Below are 21,703 nucleotides of genomic sequence, written 5' to 3'. Positions count from 1 at the left end.
AAATGCATAAAATAGATATAGGTTTGGTAGAAATGACAATGGATGTCATGAAATATGCCATTGATAGAATTTCAGCTACAAAAAGAGACATTGGCAAGCCTTTAAAAGCCGAAGAATTAAAAAATTTAGTTGGTGAAACAATTACAAATAAGGGTATTGGCGGTGAAAATGCGTTTAACCTTTGGAAAAAACATTTGGCCAATGCCAATGTGCAAGTAGATCATCCAAGACATTTGGCATTTGTGCCTGCATCTCCAACGAAGGCGGCGGTTATGTTTGATTTGGTTACCTCTGCCTCCAGTATTCACGGTGCTTATTGGATGGAAGGCGCAGGAGGTATTTTTTGTGAAAACGAAGCAATGAAATGGATTGTCTCCTTAACCGGTTTACCAGAAGGTGCTTTTGGAGTTTTTACCAGTGGCGGAACAGCGGCTAATTTATCGGCCTTGGTTACGGCAAGGGAACATTGGCGTGAAAAAGAAGAAAACAGAGGTGAAAAAGGATTAATTATTACATCCATTGGGGCGCATTCTTCAGTGAAAGCCATGGCCAAGGTTATCGATGTAGATATTCTTTTAATAGATTCTGAAGATTGTTTGTTACAATCTGATTTGGAACATACCATTGCCAATTTATCCGAAAAAGAACGGAAGCGGCTGTTTGCGGTTGTGGCTACAGGGGGTACAACAAATGCAGGTATTATTGATGATTTAAGTGGTATTGCAACCGTATGTGAAAAGGAAGCCTTGTGGTTTCATATAGACGCCGCTTATGGCGGAGGGGCTTTGGTGGCCGATTCTGTACGACATTTATTCAATGGTATTGAAAAGGCAGATAGCATTACTATAGATCCACACAAATGGATGTTTTCTCCTTATGATTGTGGTGCAGTGATCTATAAAAATATGCAACTGGCTAAAAATGCACATGCGCAACAAGGTTCATATCTAGATATCTTTAAAGATGAAGGTGCGCACGGTTTTAATCCAACAGATTACCAAATACAATTAACACGTCGTGTTCGTGGATTGCCTTTGTGGTTTTCCTTGGCTATGCATGGAACGGACAGGTATAAAACAGCTGTAGAACGCGGACTGGAGCTTGCTCAAATCGCAGGAAAAATGATCGAAGAGCATCCGGATTTAGAATTGGTACGAGCACCAAGTTTGTCTTGTGTCTTGTACAGAAGAAAAGGTTGGAAAGCTGAAGATTATACACATTGGACCTATGAAAATCATAAAAAAGGGTTTGCCTTGGTAACCCCAACAAAATGGAAACAAGGAGATGCATTTGAAACCGTTTCCCGCTTCTGTTTTATAAATCCAGATACCACTGAAAAAGACATTGAACTGATATTAGATTCTATGGTTTAAAGTGCTCAATACTCTCATTGACAATTGGGGTTGCACATACGGTACTAATCCATTAGGGAGGATAAGTGATAAAAGTAGAGGAAGTGAATTTAAAGAAACACTTCCTCTCTTGTTTTTAGGCTATTTACAATTAGCCGGAACATCTTGTGCGTTGCTTTCAGTTTCAATAATCTTTTGTAAGGTTACCGTACCTTTTAGCGTGATGAGTATAGAATTTTGCTCAATAGAAGTAATAACGCCATTAAATTTATTTAGATAGAACAGTGTTTTGATTTCATTTCCTGTTAAAGGGGTGTTTGTTTTAGCGTCAAAACCCTCAACACGCATTCGTTGTGCAAAATTTACTTTGGTGTTTGGATAGAATTGGTAAACGTCATACACTTCGGTCGCTTTTCCTGCGGGTACTATTACCTCTCGTTTAGAGGCTAAAGTGGTTTTTTTCTCTTCAGTCATATCTTTCCAATGTGAATTTTCTTGAGTTGATGACCAACTATGTTCATACCCTGCCGTTAAGGATAAATTATAATCACCACCAGTTCCAAAAAACTTTGCTTCAAATCCAACGCTTACGGTGGCTGAGACACTTACGGTATTCGAGGTGCTCATAGATAAGGTTTCTTCCCAACCAACAGAATTTGTATGGGTATCACTATCCTCAACACCTACAATTTGCTTTAAGGTACCGCTACCACAATTGTTTAAGGTACTACTAAAGCTAATTCCAGTCTCAGCTGGGGGTAGTATAGGTTCTTCAAATGATGTGCCAATATTGGTAACTTTCCATTCTACATTCGTAGAAACTATACGCCAAGTTCTCGTATCGGCACTAATAATTTTAATAGGGAATGTAGCAGCGTTTGATACAGATGGGCTCACAGATAATCCAAAGCCTTCAATTTGGTTAATAGGCAAGTTTTCTGAGACTGATTTTATAATATAGCTACCATCATCTGTTTGTTCAAATTTAAACTTAAAGTTGTCATAATCACTTGCTTCTTGAATTTTCGAAAAAGATGTGGTTTCGCTAAATCTAGGTCCAAGATGAGAGCCATTATATAGACCAGTGCTTACGGCTACAGATCCTAATTTTATATACCGCAATGATTCTGCATGCCTTATGGCATACATATTCATTTCGCCAGGAATTGGTACAAAAGTAAAAGCTCGATCTGGTTCATTTCCATTAAATTCTGTTGGGTTTGCTGTTATAACATCGCTGTAACCTACACTAGAGAGATGTCTCCAAGCTGCGTTATCTGCAGTGCCATCATCTTTCATACGCTGAATGTAGTATGTGGTGTTTTCACTTAGGGTTAACTTCCGGTTTTCTTCAGTTTCCTCGAGGTTTACTGTATTGGCTTTTCTGGCCTCCGGGTTTGATTTAAAAGAACGGGTAAACGCTGGTTCTATGTAGATAACATTACCGCTTTCATCTTTATATTCAGCTGTAATGTTTACGCCTTCTGTAAGTTCTTTTTTTGCGGGATCACTCAGGTTTTCCAAAGGTAATTTAAGTTGGCCTACAAACGAATATTCATCAATTGGTACCGTTTGAGTATAATTACCCTGTTCGGCAACTACATTAATGGTTACCTGTGTTGGTTTATGTCCTTTTTTTGCAATAGGTCGAGCATCCAAAATAATACCGATTTCACCAGTATAGGTTTCAAAATCACTTTCTGTAATTTGACCTTCCGATAAAATAAGGTTATCATCAGCTTCGTTGCTGACAGAAGGACTATCTTCTTTAGAACAAGACATCACAACGGTTATACAAATGACACTCAAAAGTATGGTCATAAATAATGTATCCCCGAAATACTTTTTTACAGATATGGGCCGATTGCACAATTTTTTTAAAGATTCCATAATTAAATTTTTTTGTGGTTTTGTCAATAGCGTTTTGTGCGACTTGCTCAAAGAAGGTCTGCAGCCCTTTTGAACAAGACACCACAAAAACGGTGGTTGTCAACTTAATGACAAGACAAACTTATATGACTAATTTTCTTAATCAAAAAAAGCGCTGGGTACAAAAGGGGTACACAAAAAAAACACCTGTAATTACAGGTGTTTTAAGGGGTTAAAGTATTAACTTATTGCCTAAGCTTAAGTTGGTATTTGTAAAATGAATACAAAAGCTCTAACCTGCTTGTGGTTAGAGCTTTTGATTATTGTAACTCTACTTAATTTATGACCCAAGGTCCTTCAAACTTTCTAGTTGGAATTGACTGGTACTCCATGATTTCAGAGCCGTCTCCATTTACAAAAAGCCATCTTCCTGTACTATCAGAAAATTCGATGTAGGTTGCTGCACTAACACTATCAAAAAGTGTTGGACTTCCAGTAACGTTAAGATTACTGTCCCACCAAGTATCATTGTCTTTAATTGGACCCCAAAGACCTCCTGCGCTATAAACAGAGTACTCATTACCAGGTTTTCCAAAAAAACCAAATGTGGTATCCCCAGTACGTACTCCAGCTTCAAACCCTCTATTTACGAAAGGAAAGTTATCTGAATCCCCAAAACTGTCATTCACAGTAAATGGGTTTTCTTTTGTATCGAGAAAAACGCCTATCGGGGTTGAAGGTGCATCCCCGTTTGTTCCTAGCCCGGCATCACTTTTATTATACTTAAATCTATTTGCCGCTAAACCTGTCTTGTCAAAGAAGTAAATACGTACATCACTTAACTGGGTCGCGGCACCTACATTATCAAGGGGAATTACGCCTAAAGGGGAATTGGCATCTGTGATATTAAATGTTCCTTTTATGGTACCGGTAACTCCGTTGTACCAGACGTATTTTGATCCTAGTTTGTTAAATATTAGGACATTGCTTTTTGCAACCTGTACCATAGCGCCTATGCCTCCACCATCTTCGTCCTCCTTAAAAATATCAGTTAGTGCACTATACCCACCTGGAGGTAAAACGCCTTTTAGTTCGCATTGGGTTACATCGTATTCAGTGGCAATCTTGCTACCTACAACAATATCTGGACGCTCTACACTTCTAACCTCATAAGACAGCGGTAAGCCAGTTCTAATATCTGTGCTTTTTCCTACTTCTGATAAAAAATCTCCAATATTATTATTGTCCGTAAAACTTGCAACGGCATCAATAGTTTCAGAAGCGTTTCCTCCATAGGCTATTACTTTTAGCGAAAGATTTTCAAGACTACTAAATTTATCAAACTCTATTTTACCTTTACCTGTAGCGGCAATTGCATTATACCCCAAACTAAGCTTGGATTCTATGGTAGTGCTCAAAGAGGTAGATTCAAACAACATGTAAAAAACCCTTCCGTAGGTTACCTGGGAAATAAAAGTAGCAGGATTATCTGCTTGTACATAAGTAGCTAATTGCGCAGGGGTTACACTTTCATCAAACACCTGGTCAATACTGGTTGGAAGATCAAAATCCATAGTATAGTAATTTTGGTTAAGCTTAATTAAAAAGCTATTGTAATCGGAGCTTTTATTTAAAGAAAAGCTAGCGTCTACTTTTGTAGTAAGGCTCTTTATTTTTAAGCCAAGTTCAACCGCAAGTTGTTCTTTAGATTGAATACGTTTTATTTTCATGCTAAAATTTCCGGGAACATCCGTGTCACCATCGCTAACTGATCCGTTAATGATATTATTCATGGCGTCCTGGATGCTACTTTTTGAAACTTCATCAACAGAGAAGGTAGAATTTAAGTTTCCATCTATGATGTTGTAAGAAACGGTTCCTCCCGCTCGTTTTACCACAATAGGTGATGGAGTGGCATTTTCGAGCGTCTTGCCTTGTAGCAAACTGCCAGGGTAAATAACAGATGCATTGGGGTTAAACATCGAAAATTGGTCATTACCATCAAGGATGCTAACTTTGGTGGTTGTACAAATAAAACGTTCCGTTTTATTCGGGTCTGCTGTACGAGCATCTTGATTTTTTATGGCTACAGTATCTACAACCATTTCTGTCCGGTTTGGAGGAATATCATCAAAATTATCTCCTCCTAATGCGATCACTTCCGTAAAAGTGGTAGCTTCAATGGGCTCTTCTGTTGGCCCATCATCTTTGCTACATGCAATAGTCACTACTAAAAAAAGTATGGCTATTAGATTTTGTACTAATCTTTGCTGAGTTTTCATAATATGCGTATTTTGTGATTATACCTTTTGTTTTGTGAATAACTTGCTCAAAATATGCCTGCAGTACTTTTAAACAAGTCACACAAAAACGCTGATGTCAAACTAATGACACCACAAACATAAACGCTTGATTGTCATAATCAAAAAAAGTAGTGGGTACAAAAGGGGTACACAAAAAACACCTGTATTTACAGGTGTTTCAAAGGGTTTTAGTTTTGTAAAATATGCTAAATGGCGATAACAATTGCCTCTAAAGAGTCATTGGATTCAATTCCCATTTTCTTACGAAGACGTTGCCTTGATTTTTTAATGCCATCACTTGAAATATTTAAAATATTGGCAATCTCTTTCGAGGAAAGATTCATTTTTATTAAGGCCATTAAACGCAAATCGTTAGAAGTGATGTTCGGAAATTGCTGTTGTGCGTTAGAATTGAAGTCTTTATGAACTTCTTCAAAATATTTACTAAAATTATCCCAGTTGTTATCATCTTGTAAATCAAAATTAATGGTTTGTATCAACATTTGATAGCCAGGGTCGGCATTGGCATCTGCTTTAAGCACTTTCGCTTTTTCCTTTAAATCATTTAATACTTCATTCTTTTTGGCCAAATGTAGGGCGCGGGTGGTAAGTTCTTTGGTTTTAAATTCTACTTCCAATTCGGCTTGTTCTTTAGCCATTTTATTTCGTTTGTTCCTTTGGTAAAAAGCATATACAGCAATTAAAGCTAGTAGTAAACCAAACCCTAGGAGCAATCGCTGTAAGTTATTCACTCTTCCTTTTACATTTAAAAGTTCAATTTCTTTTTTTTGATTTTTGATTTGTTGTTCCTTTTTTTCTGTTTCGTAAATGGCCTTTAGCTCTTCTATTTGTTGCGTTTTATTGCTTGAAAACAGGCTATCGTTGATTTTTTGCGATGCTTTTAGGTAAAAAATGGCTTCTTTATTTTGGTTTAAAGCTTCTAGTATTTTAGATCGAAATGTATAAAGACCTTGTAAATGTGGTAAGGTTCCATTTTTTTTTGAGAGGGTTATGGCTTGGTTGTTTTTATGCAAAGCTTCAGCATAGGTATTTAAATGATAGGCTACTTGAGACAAACCTTCATAAGCACTTGCTAAACTTAATTGAAGATTTTCTTCTTCTGCTATTTTTTGAGCTTCAATTAATAACTGTTTTGCTATGGAATAGTTTTTATTAATTATTTCCAACCCTGCCAAATTATTATAGGCATTAGTGAGTGCCGATTTATCTTCAACCTCTTTAGCAAATGTTATGGCTAAATTATAGGATGCTTTGGCCTTTTCGTAATTTTTTAAATTTTGGTAAGAGATGCCAAGGGAATTATAGGTGTAGGCTAAATATATTTTTTCCCCTAAATTTTTATAAATTTCAATAGCTTGATTGAAATATGTAATGGAGGAATCATGATTTTCTAGGCCAGACTCAATATCCCCTATTTGTTTTATAACATCGGCTTTCCTAGATTTATGCTGTATGGCTTCAAAACACTCTAAGGCCTTAAACGCTTCAATTAATGCAATTTTAAAATTGCCTTTTTCTATATATCGGTTAGCGAGTGCATTATGCTGTGCGCCAATAAATTTTGTTTTTAAATCCCCGTCCTCTTCATGCTCCTCAATCAACTTTAATGTTTCTTTGGTAATACGAATTGCTTCATCTAAATTACCAGTCGACTCCTGAATCACGGATAAGGAGTGATTTATAAAAATAAGGCCTCTTGTACTTTTAATTTCTTTGAAGTGTTTTTTTGCGATGTTGAAATAGTAAAGGGCAGAATCATTTTCATTTCTATTGCCATAATAATTGCCCAAATGCATATTGCCAGATGCAATACCCTTCCTAAATCCTATTTTTTTTGCAGTCTCTATTTCTTTAAGAGCATAGCTTCTAGCTTCTTTGGGTTGTGAAAACATAAGTGCTTCAGAGAGTGTGGATAACAGGGCCACGGTAATAGAGTCAACCTGTGTTCTATTTTGTAACTCAGACTTTAGGCTATCAATGCGCTTAGTATTTTGAGAATGCATACACAGCGAAAAAAGGAATAGGAATGCTAGTTGTAAGTGTTTCATAACCTGTGTGTTAAAGGATCGGGTAACTCCTATAAAGATAATACTAAAATGAAGATTCAACAATTTTGAGGGTAGACAAAAGGGGTACAACCTAAAACAAACATAATTTTAAATGTTTTTTTAGGGGTTAAAAAATTAAATAAAAAATTGGATTTCGTCATTCCTCATTAAAAATCAATTGCTATTTTTGCGCATGCAACATGACAAGGTATTAATATTAGACTTCGGATCGCAATACACACAACTAATTGCCCGTAGAGTTAGAGAACTCAACATATATTCCGAAATTCATCCATTCAATAAAATTCCAGCTAATTTAGAAGACTACAAGGCGGTTATCCTTTCAGGAAGCCCAATGTCTGTACGTTCAGAAGAAGCTTTTCATCCAGAACTAAAGGGTATTCGGGGAGAAAAACCGATGCTGGCCGTATGTTACGGCGCCCAGTATTTGGCACATTTTTCAGGGGGTGAAGTAGCGCCTTCTAATACAAGAGAATACGGTAGAGCCAATCTAAGTTTTGTAAAAGAAGATGAATTTCTTAAAAATGTAAGTGTTGGTAGTCAAGTTTGGATGAGCCATAGTGATACAATTAAGTCATTGCCAACCAACGGAACTTTATTAGCAAGTACACATGATGTAGAAAATGCGGCCTATAAAATTGAAGGAGAAACTACCTATGCAATTCAGTTTCACCCCGAAGTATATCACTCTACAGATGGGAAGCAATTGTTGGAAAACTTTTTAGTAAGCATAGCAGGAGTGAATGCCGATTGGACACCAGATAGTTTTGTGGAAGAGACAGTAGCAGGCTTAAAAGCTAAATTGGGCAACGACAAGGTTGTTCTAGGTCTTTCTGGCGGTGTAGATTCTTCCGTAGCCGCTATGTTGTTGCATAAGGCAATCGGTGAAAACCTGTATTGCATTTTTGTAAATAACGGTTTATTGCGTAAAAATGAGTTTACAGATGTACTTGAACAGTACAAGGGAATGGGCTTAAATGTGAAAGGCGTTGATGCTTCGGCACGTTTTTTGGATGCCTTAGCTGGGTTGAGTGATCCGGAGGAAAAGCGGAAAGCAATTGGGAGAGTGTTTATAGAAGTGTTTGATGATGAAGCACACCAAATACAAGGTGTAAGCTGGTTGGCTCAAGGAACTATTTATCCAGATGTGATAGAAAGTGTTTCTGCAACAGGAGGGCCCAGTGCAACCATTAAAAGTCATCACAATGTAGGCGGATTACCAGATTATATGAAATTGAAAATAGTAGAGCCATTAAAGGCTTTATTTAAAGATGAGGTAAGACGTGTAGGTGCGTCAATGGGAATGGAAAAAGATCTTTTAGGTCGTCATCCTTTTCCGGGTCCTGGATTGGCAATTCGTATTTTAGGAGATATTACACCAGAAAAAGTAGCAATTTTACAAGAGGTAGATGCCGTTTTTATTGGGGAATTGAAAAAAAGTGGCCTTTATGATAAAGTTTGGCAGGCCGGAGCGATACTTTTACCCGTAAATAGTGTAGGAGTTATGGGAGATGAACGCACTTATGAAAAATGTGTAGCTTTACGTGCGGTTGAAAGTACCGATGGTATGACTGCAGATTGGGTTAATTTGCCCTATGAGTTTTTGCAAAAAGTCTCGAATAATATAATTAATAAAGTTAAGGGTGTTAATAGAGTAGTATATGATATTAGCTCTAAACCACCAGCGACTATTGAATGGGAATAATTATGAGTAATAAAATTTTAAAAACAGTAGTTTCACTTTTTACAGTTCTTTTAGTAAGTTCCATTACGTATGCCCAAAAATACAAGACCCATGCCGTAAAAGAAGGAGAGTCTCTAGCGAGTATTTCTAAAACATACAATGTTGCCATAGAAGATATTCTAGTGTATAATAAAGAGATAAAAAAAGGTCAGAGCCTTACTGTTAATACTATTTTAATTGTTCCCTTAGATAAAAAAAAGGCTGTAGTAACAACTGCATTGCCCCAGGAGGAAACTATAGCTCAAGAAGAACCGATCCGATTTATAAACCATAAAACCTCACGAAAAGAAACCCTTTATCGCCTTGCCAAAGATTACAATGTAAAAGAAGAGGACATAAAAAAGTACAATACAATATTGTATTCTTCTCAACTTAAAAAAGGAATGGAATTAAAAATTCCGGTATATAGAAAAGTGAATCTTACGGGGCTACCTTCTACAGAAGTAGCGGTAACAACTAAGCCCGATAGTTTTACGACCTATAAAGTAAAAAGGAGAGAAACTTTATACGGTATAGCGAAGCAGTTTAATATTAGTCAAGATCAAATAAAACAATACAATAAAAGTTTATATGCCTCAGGTGTTAAGAAAGGAATGGAATTGAGAATTCCGCACTACCTTGAGGTAATTGAAGAAGAAGTTGTTATTGCAACCTATACAGTAAAAGCCAAAGAGACGCGTTGGAGTATTGCAAATAAATTTGGGATCACTATAGATAGCCTTTTACTGTTAAACCCTGAATTGCCTAAAGCAACAGATTACTTGGCAGAAGGACAGCGCTTACAGATACCAGAAAGGAATATAAATGTAAGAGATAGTTTGGCACAAAATACAACACCAAATACACCTTCTTTTTTTATGTATACTATTCCAGCGAAAATGACTTTTTATAGTTTAGAAAAAGCATATGGTGTATCTGAGAATACAATTAAAGAATTGAATCCTCCTGTGGTAGTTAGAGGCCTTCAAGAAGGAATGCAAATTAAAATCCCAACACTTAAAAAACAATTGGAAGAAAGTAAGGGAGCTGTAAATGCAGAAAACTTTATTTTTTATGTAGTAAGACAAGGACAGGGAGAATTAGCATTAAGTAGAGATTTAGGGGTTACTTTTACAGAACTTAAAACGTATAATCCAGCCTTAGAGGATGGAATTAAAGTGGGAATGGTTTTAAAACTTCCTAAATATAAAAGCGAAGACTTTACTATTAAAAACTCCCTTATACTACCAAAAATAAACTTGTTAGATAGTATTAATGTTGCCTATAGGCCTAAAGTAATGGTGTTGCTGCCCTTTAGAACGGATATTTTGAATGTAAATGATACCTCCGCTACTAAGATAGGAATTGAGCGAAGGACTGATACAAACCTAAGTTTAGGGTTGTATTCTGGGATGCAACTGGCTTTAGAGTATATAAAAGCTAAAGGGTTGTCTGTTGATGTTCAAACCTATGATACCCAATCTACAAAAAGTGTAGCTGTGATTAGAGAGATTTTAGCAAGAGAAAATTTAAACGAATATAGTGCAATTATGGGGCCGCTAGACTCAAGGTCTATTCAAGAAGTTGCAAAAAAGGCCTCTTTTTATAATGTACCAGTAATAGCACCTTATGTTTCTGAAGAGCAACTAGGGTTTAAAAATGTTTTTTATGCGATGCCATCAGACAATCGCTTGCGAGAAAAAATGCTAGAGTATGTTTCAAAGGCTTATACAGATGAAAATATTATTGTAATTGCAGATGCTGAAAACAAGAAGACAAGCGATTTAATCCTTGCGAAGTACCCAAATGCAAAGGTTGTAACCTTAATTGATAACCTAACCATTCATATTGATAAGCTAGAACGGTTGGTGTCAAAAACAAGGGAGAATTGGGTTTTTCTAGAAACAAGTAATATTGCATTATCTAAGCACGCCAGTTCTGTACTTAATTCATTTAATACCAAAGAAACCGTGGTGCGGATGTTTACTACCAATCTAAATAAGGCATTTGATAGGGATGAAGTTGATAATATGGTGCTGTCTAATTTAAATTTTACATACCCATCTATACATAGAGAAGTAAGTGATAATGAGTTTGTAAAATTATACACAACTAAGTTTGGTGCTAGTCCTGATAAATATGCAACAAGAGGTTTTGATATTATGTTAGATGTGCTTTTAAAGTTAGCCTATAAAAATGATATGTTTGAAACTTCTAAAATTGTTGGTGAAACCGAATATATGGCCAATAAATTTAATTATACAAACAATAGGAATGCGGGATACACCAATACAGCAGTTTATATTATGCAGTATAATGATATGAATATCGCAGAAGTAAACCCTCCAATTCAAGAATAGGTAATAAAATGTTTCTTCCTAAAGTAGTAGGTGTTCTAATTATTGTGCTAATCTCCCAAACAGCTTACTCGCAAGGTGATGAGGGCATTTTTTGGAAAGAAAACCACAGACTAGTTTGGGCAGATTTTAAAGGAATACCTCCTGTTGGACATGATGCTGCGGCTATTACAGCAAGTGGATTATCTTATACGTACTCTTCCTTTGTAGAAAATGGTTCTGTTGCGCTGGATTATACTGTTTCTACCTATTTTTATCCAAATGATTCCTGGTATAAAGCAGATCAATGTGATGCGTTGACTTTAAGTCATGAGCAACTGCATTTTGATATAACAGAGTTGTATGCTCGTAAAATGCGTAAACAATTAGCTACTATTAAAGTTACTAAAGCTACTAAAGGGCAGATACGGAAAATCTATAAAAAAATAAATACTGAATTGGCAGCCTATCAAAATGCCTATGATACGGCTACAAATTACTCCAGGGATCTGGAAAAACAATTAGAATGGAACAAAAGAATAGCAATAGAATTGAATAAAAAATAATGGGTGTTTTTACCAAGAAATGCTACCATTCATTGTTAAAATTTTCCCTGATTTTGTGTTAATAACGGTTGTGTTGTTAAACGTTATTATTTTCCCTGATTGATTAACATTAAAGTTATCCCCGCAATTAACAAATGTGCCCACCTCTGGCGTTGAACATGCAAATTTATATTCTTCTCCGTTAACATTAATGGCCATAGATATTGTTCTAGCAGCATCGGAATTGTCTGTATTTTCAAATTGAGCCGTAACTATGATAAAAGTATTATCTGGATCCGTAAAGTTTAATTCACCATTTTCAACTTTTATATTTTTATGGAGTAATGTTACGGATTTAGCTGTTCCTGTTTGTGCACTACCAACCACTATATTTTCAACCTTTAGACTAGTTCCCACTGCAGATGTTTCTTCTCCACTAAGTGTTATGGTTCCTTTTGCCCTTGAAGTGTTGTCTGAATCATTATTATCACTACTGCAACTAATGCTTGTAATTATAGAAAATAGTATAAATAAATGTTTTAAATAATTCATAAAATTTAACTGTTAAAAAATTATAAGTAATTAAAGATAAATAAAAAAATAGAATCTTATTATTTATGTGGTTCATGTGTAATTAGGTAAAGGTGTAGCATTTCTTATTTTAAAATAAAAAAGGGCTGCATTTTAAAAATGCAGCCCTTTTTTTATGATTTGAAAAAATATTATTGTTTACTAAGCGTAATTACTAGAGTTCCCTTGGTGTCTAAATCTACCCCGCCAGTTCTAATTACTCGGTTAATAGGTGTTTTTAGTATTAAACTACTATCTGTTAAGGTTACTATTTCGTAATTGCCATCTACTATCTCATTAGCAGAAAGTTGCAATTCATCATTTTCAACGTTCCAATCTCCAGTGGTCAAAGGACTTGCTGAGGTTAATGTTTCAGAGTAGTCAGTGCCTAGAAAATTAAAATTAATAATCGTTGTATAATCGCCATTGCTCACAATCTCATTCGGATTTTCAGAAAAGGTGGCTTGGGAGTTTTCGTTAGTAGAACTTGCAGTATACGATAAGGAGTATGTTTGGTTTGCAACTACAGTGGTTGCCGTGCCATCATTGATAGTAGCGCTAACAAGTACCCAAGTACCAACTAGTGGTGATGCTTCTGCAACAACATCTGCTACTAGAGGATCTGTTCCTGCATTAATTTCATTAATATTGTTTACTCCATCGCCATCACAATCTAAAGTAGTCCACGCAGCCTGAGGTGCAAGTGTTTGACTGTTTAATATAAGAGAACAGCTGTCTATGGGATCTGTATTGTCACTTTTCTCTTGTCCATCTGTGACACCATCGCCATCCGTATCCGCTTGTAAAGGGTTTGTTCCGTCCGTTGCTTCATCTCCATCAGATATTCCATCTTCATCAGAATCAGCGTTTAGTGGATTGGTTTTATTTGTTTTCTCTTCGCCGTCATTAATTCCGTCGTCATCAGAATCTAATTTTAAAGGATTAGTACCATCTGCTTTTTCATCACCATCGCTAATACCATCTTTATCTGTATCTGACTTTAAAGGGTCTGTACCGTCTGTTTTTTCAATACCATCCTTTACTCCATCTTCATCAGTATCTGCTACAAGCGGATTGGTGCCATCTGTTTTTTCATCCCCGTCATGTACGCCATCTTCATCCGTATCAGCAACCAAAGGGTTTGTTTTGTCGTTTTTTTCATCCCCATCATTTATTCCGTCTCCATCAGTATCAGCCTTAGTTGGGTCTGTGCCATCTGCTTTTTCATCTTCATCAGAGACACCATCATTGTCCGTATCTAAAATGGTATCATCATCATCGTCATTGTTACCTTGCTCGATTAAATCTAACAATTGTTCTCCGTCTTTAGAGCAGGATGCAGTTAATAGTGTCGCTAAAAGAAATAAGACAAATAAATTTTTCATAATTTTGGGGTTTAATAAACTTTAATGGTGTTTAATTTTATCTTTATCAGATAATTATGCAATATTACATTAGTTTATTTACGGAGCAAAACCATTTTTGGATTTTTATAATATGTTAAAAAATAATTCGAGTAAATTAATTGAGCTTGCACATTATAGAATGCCTTTTGGGAAGTACAAAGGATGGTATTTGGTGCATTTACCTGAACCTTACTTGGTTTGGTTTAATCAAAAAGGGTTTCCTGAGGGAAAGCTAGGAATTTTGTTAAAATCGATGCTGGAAATCAAAATTAATGGGTTAGAAGATATTATTCTAAAAATTCAGAAAGATTTTCCCAAAGAATAGACTTCGTTCTAGAAGCAATTTGTATTTTTGCTTGCGTTAAGAAAACAACCTAACGCTCCATGTCGAACACTAAGTATATTTTTGTAACCGGAGGGGTTACATCTTCCCTAGGAAAAGGAATTATTGCAGCATCTTTAGCCAAATTACTTCAAGCTAGAGGATACCGAACCACAATTCAAAAATTAGATCCATATATTAATGTGGATCCAGGAACATTAAACCCCTATGAGCATGGAGAATGCTATGTTACGGACGATGGTGCCGAAACAGATTTAGATTTAGGTCATTATGAAAGATTCCTAAATGTTAGAACATCTCAAGCCAATAATGTTACCACAGGTAGAATCTATCAAAGTGTAATTGAAAAAGAACGCCGTGGTGAATTCCTAGGAAAAACAGTTCAGGTTGTTCCTCATATCACAAATGAAATTAAGGAACGAGTACAAATCTTGGGCAATAGCGGAGATTATGATATTGTGATTACCGAAATAGGTGGTACAGTAGGTGATATAGAGTCTTTGCCTTATATAGAGGCTGTACGCCAATTGTTATGGGAACTTGGAGAACATAACGGTATTGTAATACACTTAACACTAGTGCCTTATCTTTCTGCCGCGGGAGAATTAAAAACGAAACCCACGCAACATTCTGTAAAAACATTAATGGAAAGCGGAATTAAGGCAGATATTTTGGTCTGTAGAACAGAGCATGAAATCTCTGATGAGATAAAGCATAAACTTGCCTTGTTTTGCAATGTGAAGCGGGAAGCCGTAATACAATCTATAGATGCTTCTACAATTTATGATGTGCCTTTGCTTATGCAAGAAGAAGGTTTAGATACTGTTGTTTTAGAAAGATTACAGTTGCCAGATACAGAAATTCCAGATTTAACAAGATGGAATCAATTTTTAACAAGACATAAGAATCCTAAGGATCAAGTTACCATAGGTCTTGTGGGCAAATATGTGGAATTACAAGACTCTTATAAATCTATTTTAGAATCCTTTATTCATGCCGGTGCAGAAAATGAGGTAAAAGTAGAGGTCATATCAATTCATTCGGAACATATTTTAGGGAAAAAGGGTGTTAAAAAGTTAGAAGGATTAGACGCTATTTTAGTTGCACCAGGCTTTGGAGAAAGAGGAATAGAAGGTAAAATAAAAGCGGTACAATATGCGAGAGAAAATAAGATTCCATTTTTGGGTATCTGTTTAGGAATGCAAATGGCGGTGATAGAATTTTCTAGAAATGTACTCGGATTAAAGGATGCTAATTCCACAGAAATGGATGAAGCGACGACAACTCCTGTTATTAACTTAATGGAAGAGCAAAAAAATGTTGTTAATAAAGGTGGTACAATGCGCTTGGGGTCTTGGGATTGTCATTTAAAGGACAACACCTTAGTGCAAGAGGTTTATGAGGGTAAATCAGATATTTCTGAACGTCATAGACATCGCTATGAGTTTAATAATGCGTATAAGGAGCAACTTGAAAATGCAGGCTTAATTGCTTCCGGTATCAACAAGGAAACTGGCCTGGTAGAAGTTGTAGAACTTTCTAAAGAGGAACACCCTTGGTTTATTGGTGTACAGTATCATCCTGAATATAAAAGTACAGTAGCCAATCCGCATCCATTATTTGTAGCTTTAGTAAAAGCAGCTTTAGTACATAAAAACCAATAAAAGAATGTCACTTTGGCATAAAGTGTACAAATGGGCATATATTTGCAACCGATAAAAATTATACTAACAAAAATTAGATTTGTGTATTACTCATAAATCTTTGACATACAATAATGGAAGAAAAGAAATTTGATGTTAATACGATAATTGGTTTTTTACTAATTTTTGGATTATTTATTTTGTGGTTCAACACCACTCAGCCAACAGCAGAAGAAGCAGAAGCTCAAAAAGCAGAGCAAGAAAAGATTGAAGCTTCAATTACCAATCAAGAGCAATCTGCCAATACAGAGGCTGTAGTTCCAAGCTTAAATCTTAACGACTCTACCGCAGTTGCAAATTACAAAGGAACTATCGGAGCTTTCGGATATACACCAGCTTCTGAAGGTACTACCGTCTTAGAAAATGACCTTGTTTATTTGGTGATCAGTAATAAAGGCGGACAGATTGTAGAGGCAAAAATGAAAAATTTTGTAACCTATGATTCCGTGCCAGTACATTTGGTTAAAGATAACAATGCTACTTTTGGGTTAAGTTTTTCTACCTCAGATAATCGGGTTTTAAATACCAAGGATTTATTTTTTGAACCTACCGTTTCATCCAATGGACAAAATACCATTCTTTCGATGAAGGCTAAAGTATCTGAAAATAACTTTCTAGAGTATCGTTATGAAATGAAGCCAGATGATTATTTGGTAGATTTTACCATTCGATCGCAAGGATTAAGCAGTATATTAAATAGTGACAAGCCTATTAATTTAGAGTGGCAACAAAAAGGAATTCGTCATAGTAAAAGTGTACAGTATGAAAACAGATATACACGTTTAACATACAATCATGACGATGGTAATATTAGTAAGTTATCTGAAGGTAGCGATGATGAAGAAGAGGAAGTAGATGTAAAGTGGTTATCGTACAGACAACACTTTTTTAGTTCCATTTTAGCAACGAATACCCCATTTGAAACTGCGAAATTAAGTTCTAAAAACTTGGTAGAGGAAGAAAGTATTGAAACTGTCTTTACAAAAGAGAACACAGCAATTATCCCTTTAAATACAACGGCAGGAGAGCTTTCTTATGCAATGAACTGGTATTATGGGCCAACAGATATAGCTGTATTGTCTAAATACAAGGAATTAGGGCTAGAGGATTCCATACCGTACGGATGGGGAATTTTCGGATTTATTAATAGGTATGTATTTACACCAGCCTATTCTTTTTTAAGCGGATTTTTGCCCTTTGGTATCGCTATTATTGTGATGACGATATTGGTGCGTTTGATTATGTCTCCAGTGACTTATAAATCCTATTTGTCTCAGGCCAAGATGAAGGTTTTAAAACCAGAAATTGCAGAGTTAACCGAGAAGTATAAGGACAATGCAATGAAAAAACAACAAGAAACGATGAAGTTGTACAATAAAGCAGGAGCAAGCCCCATGAGTGGTTGTTTGCCAGCTTTAGTGCAATTACCCATTTTTTACGCCTTGTTTATGTTTTTTCCAACCTCCTTTGCATTGCGACAGAAACCATTTTTATGGGCAGAAGATTTATCATCCTATGACACTATAGCACAATTACCTTTTCATATTCCATTGTACGGAGATCACGTTAGTTTGTTTCCAATATTGGCCTCTATTGCCATCTTCTTTTATATGATGATGACATCCGGACAAAATATGCAACAACAGCCTGGGATGCCCAATATGAAATTTATCCTGTATCTATCACCTTTAATGATGTTGGTGTTCTTTAATAGTTATGCAAGTGGACTTAGTTTGTATTATTTTGTGTCTAACTTAATTACCATATTTATTATGTTGGCCATTAAGAAATTTATCTTGGACGAAGATAAGATACATGCGCAAATACAAGAAAATAAAAAGAAACCTAAGAAAGAGAATAAGTTTCAAAAGAAAATGCGTGAAATGATGGAGCAAGCAGAAGAGCAGAAGAAAAAATAAATTTTTTTATCAATCCTATAAAAAAATCCTGCTTCATTTGAAGCAGGATTTTTTTTGCTATAATTTGTAAAATAAAAAAGCTCCCGTAGGTTAGGGAGCTTCAAGCAATAAGTAGGTTAATTTGGTAACATTTGGGATTACAAATATGCGGCCTATAAAGAGTTTTAAAAAACATAAGTTGTAAAAGGGGTTATTTTGTATGCTAAAGGATGTCATTTTGATGTGTAATTTTTTATGCTTTTACAAGACAAATTAAAATACCGATAAACGGTTCAATTTTTAGGATAATATCAACAATAAATAGAAATACAAAACATTTTAGTTTTTTGTATTTTTGCAACTCATAATATAGAATGAAAAAAGTAGTAGTAGGACTTTCTGGAGGAGTAGATTCTAGCGTTACAGCCTATCTTTTAAAAGAGCAAGGTTATGATGTAATAGGACTGTTTATGAAGAATTGGCACGATGATACAGTAACTATATCTAATGAGTGTCCTTGGTTAGAAGATAGTAATGATGCGCTAATTGTGGCAGAAAAACTAGGAATCCCTTTTCAGACGGTCGATTTAAGTGTGGAGTATAAGGAGCGTATCGTTGACTATATGTTTAATGAATATGAAAAAGGAAGAACACCAAACCCCGATGTACTTTGTAACCGAGAGATTAAGTTCGATGTCTTTTTAAAGATTGCCTTGCAGTTAGGGGCAGATTATGTGGCAACAGGGCATTACTGTAGGAAAACTTCAATAAAGCAGCCAGATGGTACAGAAATTCACCAACTTTTGGCAGGCAATGACCAGAATAAAGACCAATCTTATTTCTTGTGCCAGTTGTCACAAGATCAGTTGTCTAAAACATTGTTTCCAATTGGAGAATTAACAAAACCGGAAGTACGTAAAATAGCAACAGCCAATGATTTAATTACAGCGGATAAAAAAGATTCACAAGGACTTTGTTTTATTGGTAAGGTGCGTTTGCCAGATTTTCTTCAACAAAAATTAAAACCTAAAAAGGGGGTTATTGTAGAAGTGCCTGGGACATTTGAGCACTATAAAAATAGCGTTCCGTCCTTTGACAGCAAAACTGCGGAATTGGCTTATTTTGCTAAAAAACCCGTGTATCATATAGAAGATGGCAAAGTAGTAGGAGAGCACCAAGGTGCACATTATTTTACCAAGGGTCAGCGTAAAGGTTTGGCAGTGGGCGGTACCAAAGAGCCTTTGTTTGTCATTGATACAGATGTACATGAAAACGTAATTTACACCGGTCAAGGAAAAAATCATCCAGGACTCTACCGTAGAACACTTTTTGTTTCTAATGAAGAGTTGCATTGGGTACGTCCAGATTTAGCTTTACAACTAGACGCATCTATGGAAGTCTTGGCACGGATTCGCTACAGACAAGCCTTGCAAAAAGCCACCTTGTATAAGGTTGATGCAGGAATGTATGTAGATTTTGAGGAAGAGCAATCTGCCATCACTGAAGGACAATTTGTAGCTTGGTATTTGGAAGATGAATTAATTGGTTCTGGTGTTATCTCATAAACTAATCTGAAAAAGTATGGACAATAGAATCACAACTTTATTCAATATTCAATACCCCATAATTCAGGCAGGAATGATTTGGGCAAGCGGATGGAAATTAGCGTCTGCAGTTTCTAATGCTGGGGGGTTAGGAATAATTGGAGCAGGTTCTATGTATCCAGAGATTTTAAGAGAACACCTTATAAAGTGCAAGCAGGCAACAGACAAACCTTTTGCTGTAAATGTGCCCATGCTCTATCCAGATGTAGATAAATTACTAGAAATAATTATTCAAGAAGGGGTAAAGATTGTGTTTACATCAGCAGGGAACCCTAAAACTTGGACGGGCTATCTCAAAAAAAATGGCATTACAGTTGTACATGTAGTAAGCAGCTTAAAATTTGCTTTAAAATCTGAAGAAGCGGGAGTAGATGCTGTGGTTGCCGAAGGTTTTGAAGCGGGTGGGCACAATGGAAGAGATGAGACTACGACCCTTACTTTGATTCCGGCTGTAAAAGAAAAACTAAGTATTCCATTAATTGCCGCTGGTGGTATTGCCACAGGTAGAGCCATGCTAGCAGTAATGATATTGGGAGCAGATGGGGTACAGGTTGGTAGCAGGTTTGTGGCTAGTAATGAAGCCTCTTCCCATCAACTTTTTAAGGAACAGGTTGTAAAAGCGGTAGAAGGCGATACGCAATTAACCTTAAAGGAACTGGCACCAGTACGTCTCTTAAAAAATAAGTTTTATCAAGATGTACAACAAGCCTATCAAGACTGCGCAACTTCAGAAGATTTAAAAATACTTCTGGGTAGGGCAAGAGCCAAACGCGGTATGTTTGAAGGGGATTTAATCGAAGGCGAATTGGAAATAGGACAAGTTTCTGCTTTAATTCACAAAATAATGCCAGCAGCAGCTATCGTTCAAGAATTGGTGGAAGAATTTGAATTGGCTAAAAAAGAAGTCGCTAATTTGTAATTAATGAAGACTTCTAAAATAAGAAAAAGCATATTGTAACCTGCTCCCATACCAAGAAAAATACTCGCCGTCAACCAAAATTATTTTGGCATTTGGAATTCGTTTTTTTAAGGCTTCCCTATGTTTTTCTTTAAAAGGATAGGGTTCAGAGGAGAGTAAAATTACCTCTGGAGATTTATCTTGTAGGTCTTTTAAGCTTAGTTCGGGATAACGCGTCTGATTTCCAAAAACATTTGTAAAATTGTTTACCGATAGCAGGTAGTCAATAAAAGTAGCACTCCCAACAGTCATCCAAGGGTCTTTCCAAATAAAGTAGGCAACAGATTTCTTCGGTTTTTCTTTGATGAATTCCCGGAAAGAAGTCGCTTCCTTTGTAATAATACTGCATATTTTCGAAGCACGCATAATACGGTCAAAGAGCGAACCATATTGCATAATTAGTTCTTGAGCGTCTTCTAAATTAAAGATATCAGAAACGTGAACAGGAAAAAGTTTTTCTAATGCTTCAACGATTTCCTTGGTATTCTCTTCTTTATTACAAAGTATAATATCGGGTTGTAGTGCTTTTATAGTATCCAATGAAATATTTTTGGTACCTCCCACAACTTTTTTAGATAGGCGCAAGTGCTTAGGGTGTACACAAAATTTAGTTACACCAACAATAGAATCCTCCAAACCTAAGTCAACTAAAAGCTCGGTTTGTGAAGGTACTAAGGAAATAATTTTTGTTGGTTTTTTGGGAAGTTCAAATTGCCTTCCCATTTGGTCTTTTACAAGCATTTAAGTGGCGCTAATTTCAGCGATTACTTTTTCAGCTTTGGCAACTTCATCATTGTGTACAAATAATTCTTGCTCTCCCAAAAAGGCAGAACCAAAACCAGCTAATCTGCCCGATTCTGTTTCGTCTTTTACAATCGGTACTATACCAATAGCCCGTAGTTTAGCCACTACTAATTGTACATCGGTAGCACCTCCACTATATATTTTTTTATAATTAGAATTCATACGATTATTTTTTACTGTTACTCACTATTAATATAGT

Annotated in this window: 16 protein-coding genes; 9 read left to right on the top strand and 7 right to left on the bottom strand. The window is 36.0% G+C overall.

What is annotated here, in order from left to right; translation table 11 throughout:
* Positions 1-2: 2 nt before the first annotated feature.
* A complete protein-coding gene (locus MWU65_RS10285; RefSeq protein WP_247077676.1) occupies positions 3-1,373 on the top strand; it encodes an aminotransferase class V-fold PLP-dependent enzyme in 1,371 nt (456 codons plus the stop codon).
* A 120-nt stretch (positions 1,374-1,493) separates the two neighbouring features.
* Here MWU65_RS10285 and MWU65_RS10280 read toward each other — a convergent pair whose 3' ends face one another.
* The 3 genes from MWU65_RS10280 to MWU65_RS10270 all read right to left on the bottom strand — a co-directional run bounded on the left by MWU65_RS10280 (position 1,494) and on the right by MWU65_RS10270 (position 7,593).
* Entirely contained in the window at positions 1,494-3,242 is a 1,749-nt protein-coding gene (locus MWU65_RS10280) for a hypothetical protein (protein ID WP_247077674.1), read from the bottom strand.
* A gap of 314 nt (positions 3,243-3,556) precedes the next feature.
* The gene (locus MWU65_RS10275; protein WP_247077673.1) at positions 3,557-5,503 is read right to left on the bottom strand and encodes a thiol-activated cytolysin family protein; all 1,947 of its coding nucleotides are present in this window, start codon (positions 5,501-5,503) and stop codon (positions 3,557-3,559) included.
* A 227-nt stretch (positions 5,504-5,730) separates the two neighbouring features.
* The gene (locus tag MWU65_RS10270) at positions 5,731-7,593 is read right to left on the bottom strand and encodes a tetratricopeptide repeat protein (protein WP_247077671.1); all 1,863 of its coding nucleotides are present in this window, start codon (positions 7,591-7,593) and stop codon (positions 5,731-5,733) included.
* Between the two features lie 193 nt (positions 7,594-7,786).
* Here MWU65_RS10270 and guaA point away from each other — a divergent pair, with 193 nt between their 5' ends.
* From guaA to MWU65_RS10255, 3 genes are read left to right on the top strand one after another with little or no spacing between them, the layout of a single operon-like run.
* Positions 7,787-9,319, top strand: coding sequence for a glutamine-hydrolyzing GMP synthase (gene guaA / locus MWU65_RS10265; RefSeq protein WP_247077863.1), 1,533 nt, complete (start codon positions 7,787-7,789; stop codon positions 9,317-9,319).
* Positions 9,320-9,321: 2 nt separating this feature from the next.
* On the top strand, positions 9,322-11,697 hold the full coding sequence (locus MWU65_RS10260; RefSeq protein ID WP_247077669.1) for a LysM peptidoglycan-binding domain-containing protein: 2,376 nt from the start codon (positions 9,322-9,324) through the stop codon (positions 11,695-11,697).
* Positions 11,698-11,705: 8 nt separating this feature from the next.
* On the top strand, positions 11,706-12,239 hold the full coding sequence (locus tag MWU65_RS10255) for a DUF922 domain-containing protein (RefSeq protein ID WP_247077667.1): 534 nt from the start codon (positions 11,706-11,708) through the stop codon (positions 12,237-12,239).
* Positions 12,240-12,248: 9 nt separating this feature from the next.
* Here the strand turns inward: MWU65_RS10255 and MWU65_RS10250 are convergent, their stop codons facing one another.
* Both MWU65_RS10250 and MWU65_RS10245 read right to left on the bottom strand, forming a co-directional pair.
* Positions 12,249-12,770, bottom strand: coding sequence for a hypothetical protein (locus tag MWU65_RS10250; protein ID WP_247077665.1), 522 nt, complete (start codon positions 12,768-12,770; stop codon positions 12,249-12,251).
* A 170-nt stretch (positions 12,771-12,940) separates the two neighbouring features.
* The gene (locus MWU65_RS10245) at positions 12,941-14,173 is read right to left on the bottom strand and encodes a lipocalin family protein (RefSeq protein ID WP_247077663.1); all 1,233 of its coding nucleotides are present in this window, start codon (positions 14,171-14,173) and stop codon (positions 12,941-12,943) included.
* A gap of 112 nt (positions 14,174-14,285) precedes the next feature.
* Here MWU65_RS10245 and MWU65_RS10240 point away from each other — a divergent pair, with 112 nt between their 5' ends.
* From MWU65_RS10240 to MWU65_RS10220, 5 genes are all read left to right on the top strand, one after another.
* On the top strand, positions 14,286-14,519 hold the full coding sequence (locus tag MWU65_RS10240) for a DUF3820 family protein (RefSeq protein WP_247077661.1): 234 nt from the start codon (positions 14,286-14,288) through the stop codon (positions 14,517-14,519).
* A gap of 59 nt (positions 14,520-14,578) precedes the next feature.
* On the top strand, positions 14,579-16,201 hold the full coding sequence (locus tag MWU65_RS10235) for a CTP synthase (protein WP_247077660.1): 1,623 nt from the start codon (positions 14,579-14,581) through the stop codon (positions 16,199-16,201).
* Positions 16,202-16,314: 113 nt separating this feature from the next.
* Complete coding sequence (gene yidC / locus MWU65_RS10230) at positions 16,315-18,159, top strand: membrane protein insertase YidC (RefSeq protein WP_247077659.1); 1,845 nt, start codon at positions 16,315-16,317, stop codon at positions 18,157-18,159.
* Positions 18,160-18,512: 353 nt separating this feature from the next.
* Positions 18,513-19,703 carry a tRNA 2-thiouridine(34) synthase MnmA gene (gene mnmA, locus MWU65_RS10225; RefSeq protein ID WP_247077652.1) on the top strand — a complete coding sequence of 397 codons (1,191 nt, stop codon included), beginning with the start codon at positions 18,513-18,515 and terminating at the stop codon, positions 19,701-19,703.
* A gap of 16 nt (positions 19,704-19,719) precedes the next feature.
* Positions 19,720-20,661 (top strand): nitronate monooxygenase, encoded by a 942-nt coding sequence (locus tag MWU65_RS10220; protein WP_247077650.1) that lies wholly within the window; start codon positions 19,720-19,722, stop codon positions 20,659-20,661.
* Here the strand turns inward: MWU65_RS10220 and MWU65_RS10215 are convergent, their stop codons facing one another.
* Together MWU65_RS10215 and MWU65_RS10210 are read right to left on the bottom strand one after the other, a co-directional pair.
* Complete coding sequence (locus MWU65_RS10215; RefSeq protein ID WP_247077648.1) at positions 20,662-21,441, bottom strand: helical backbone metal receptor; 780 nt, start codon at positions 21,439-21,441, stop codon at positions 20,662-20,664.
* Positions 21,442-21,666 (bottom strand): DUF2007 domain-containing protein, encoded by a 225-nt coding sequence (locus MWU65_RS10210; RefSeq protein WP_247077646.1) that lies wholly within the window; start codon positions 21,664-21,666, stop codon positions 21,442-21,444.
* Positions 21,667-21,703: the final 37 nt, after the last annotated feature.

The organism is Cellulophaga sp. F20128 (genome assembly GCF_023015805.1).
Classification (GTDB): Bacteria; Bacteroidota; Bacteroidia; order Flavobacteriales; family Flavobacteriaceae; genus Cellulophaga.
Note: the sequence above shows the minus strand (reverse complement) of the source record. Positions and strands in the feature narration are given on the sequence as shown.

Excerpts from the sequence above, each read along its gene's own strand:
- MWU65_RS10285 (WP_247077676.1), top strand. The coding sequence starts at position 3 with ATGCATAAAATAGATATAGGTTTGGTAGAAATGACAATGGATGTCATG.
- MWU65_RS10280 (WP_247077674.1), bottom strand. The coding sequence starts at position 3,242 with ATGGAATCTTTAAAAAAATTGTGCAATCGGCCCATATCTGTAAAAAAG.
- MWU65_RS10275 (WP_247077673.1), bottom strand. The coding sequence starts at position 5,503 with ATGAAAACTCAGCAAAGATTAGTACAAAATCTAATAGCCATACTTTTT.
- MWU65_RS10270 (WP_247077671.1), bottom strand. The coding sequence starts at position 7,593 with ATGAAACACTTACAACTAGCATTCCTATTCCTTTTTTCGCTGTGTATG.
- guaA (WP_247077863.1), top strand. The coding sequence starts at position 7,787 with ATGCAACATGACAAGGTATTAATATTAGACTTCGGATCGCAATACACA.
- MWU65_RS10260 (WP_247077669.1), top strand. The coding sequence starts at position 9,322 with ATGAGTAATAAAATTTTAAAAACAGTAGTTTCACTTTTTACAGTTCTT.
- MWU65_RS10255 (WP_247077667.1), top strand. The coding sequence starts at position 11,706 with ATGTTTCTTCCTAAAGTAGTAGGTGTTCTAATTATTGTGCTAATCTCC.
- MWU65_RS10250 (WP_247077665.1), bottom strand. The coding sequence starts at position 12,770 with ATGAATTATTTAAAACATTTATTTATACTATTTTCTATAATTACAAGC.
- MWU65_RS10245 (WP_247077663.1), bottom strand. The coding sequence starts at position 14,173 with ATGAAAAATTTATTTGTCTTATTTCTTTTAGCGACACTATTAACTGCA.
- MWU65_RS10240 (WP_247077661.1), top strand. The coding sequence starts at position 14,286 with ATGTTAAAAAATAATTCGAGTAAATTAATTGAGCTTGCACATTATAGA.
- MWU65_RS10235 (WP_247077660.1), top strand. The coding sequence starts at position 14,579 with ATGTCGAACACTAAGTATATTTTTGTAACCGGAGGGGTTACATCTTCC.
- yidC (WP_247077659.1), top strand. The coding sequence starts at position 16,315 with ATGGAAGAAAAGAAATTTGATGTTAATACGATAATTGGTTTTTTACTA.
- mnmA (WP_247077652.1), top strand. The coding sequence starts at position 18,513 with ATGAAAAAAGTAGTAGTAGGACTTTCTGGAGGAGTAGATTCTAGCGTT.
- MWU65_RS10220 (WP_247077650.1), top strand. The coding sequence starts at position 19,720 with ATGGACAATAGAATCACAACTTTATTCAATATTCAATACCCCATAATT.
- MWU65_RS10215 (WP_247077648.1), bottom strand. The coding sequence starts at position 21,441 with ATGCTTGTAAAAGACCAAATGGGAAGGCAATTTGAACTTCCCAAAAAA.
- MWU65_RS10210 (WP_247077646.1), bottom strand. The coding sequence starts at position 21,666 with ATGAATTCTAATTATAAAAAAATATATAGTGGAGGTGCTACCGATGTA.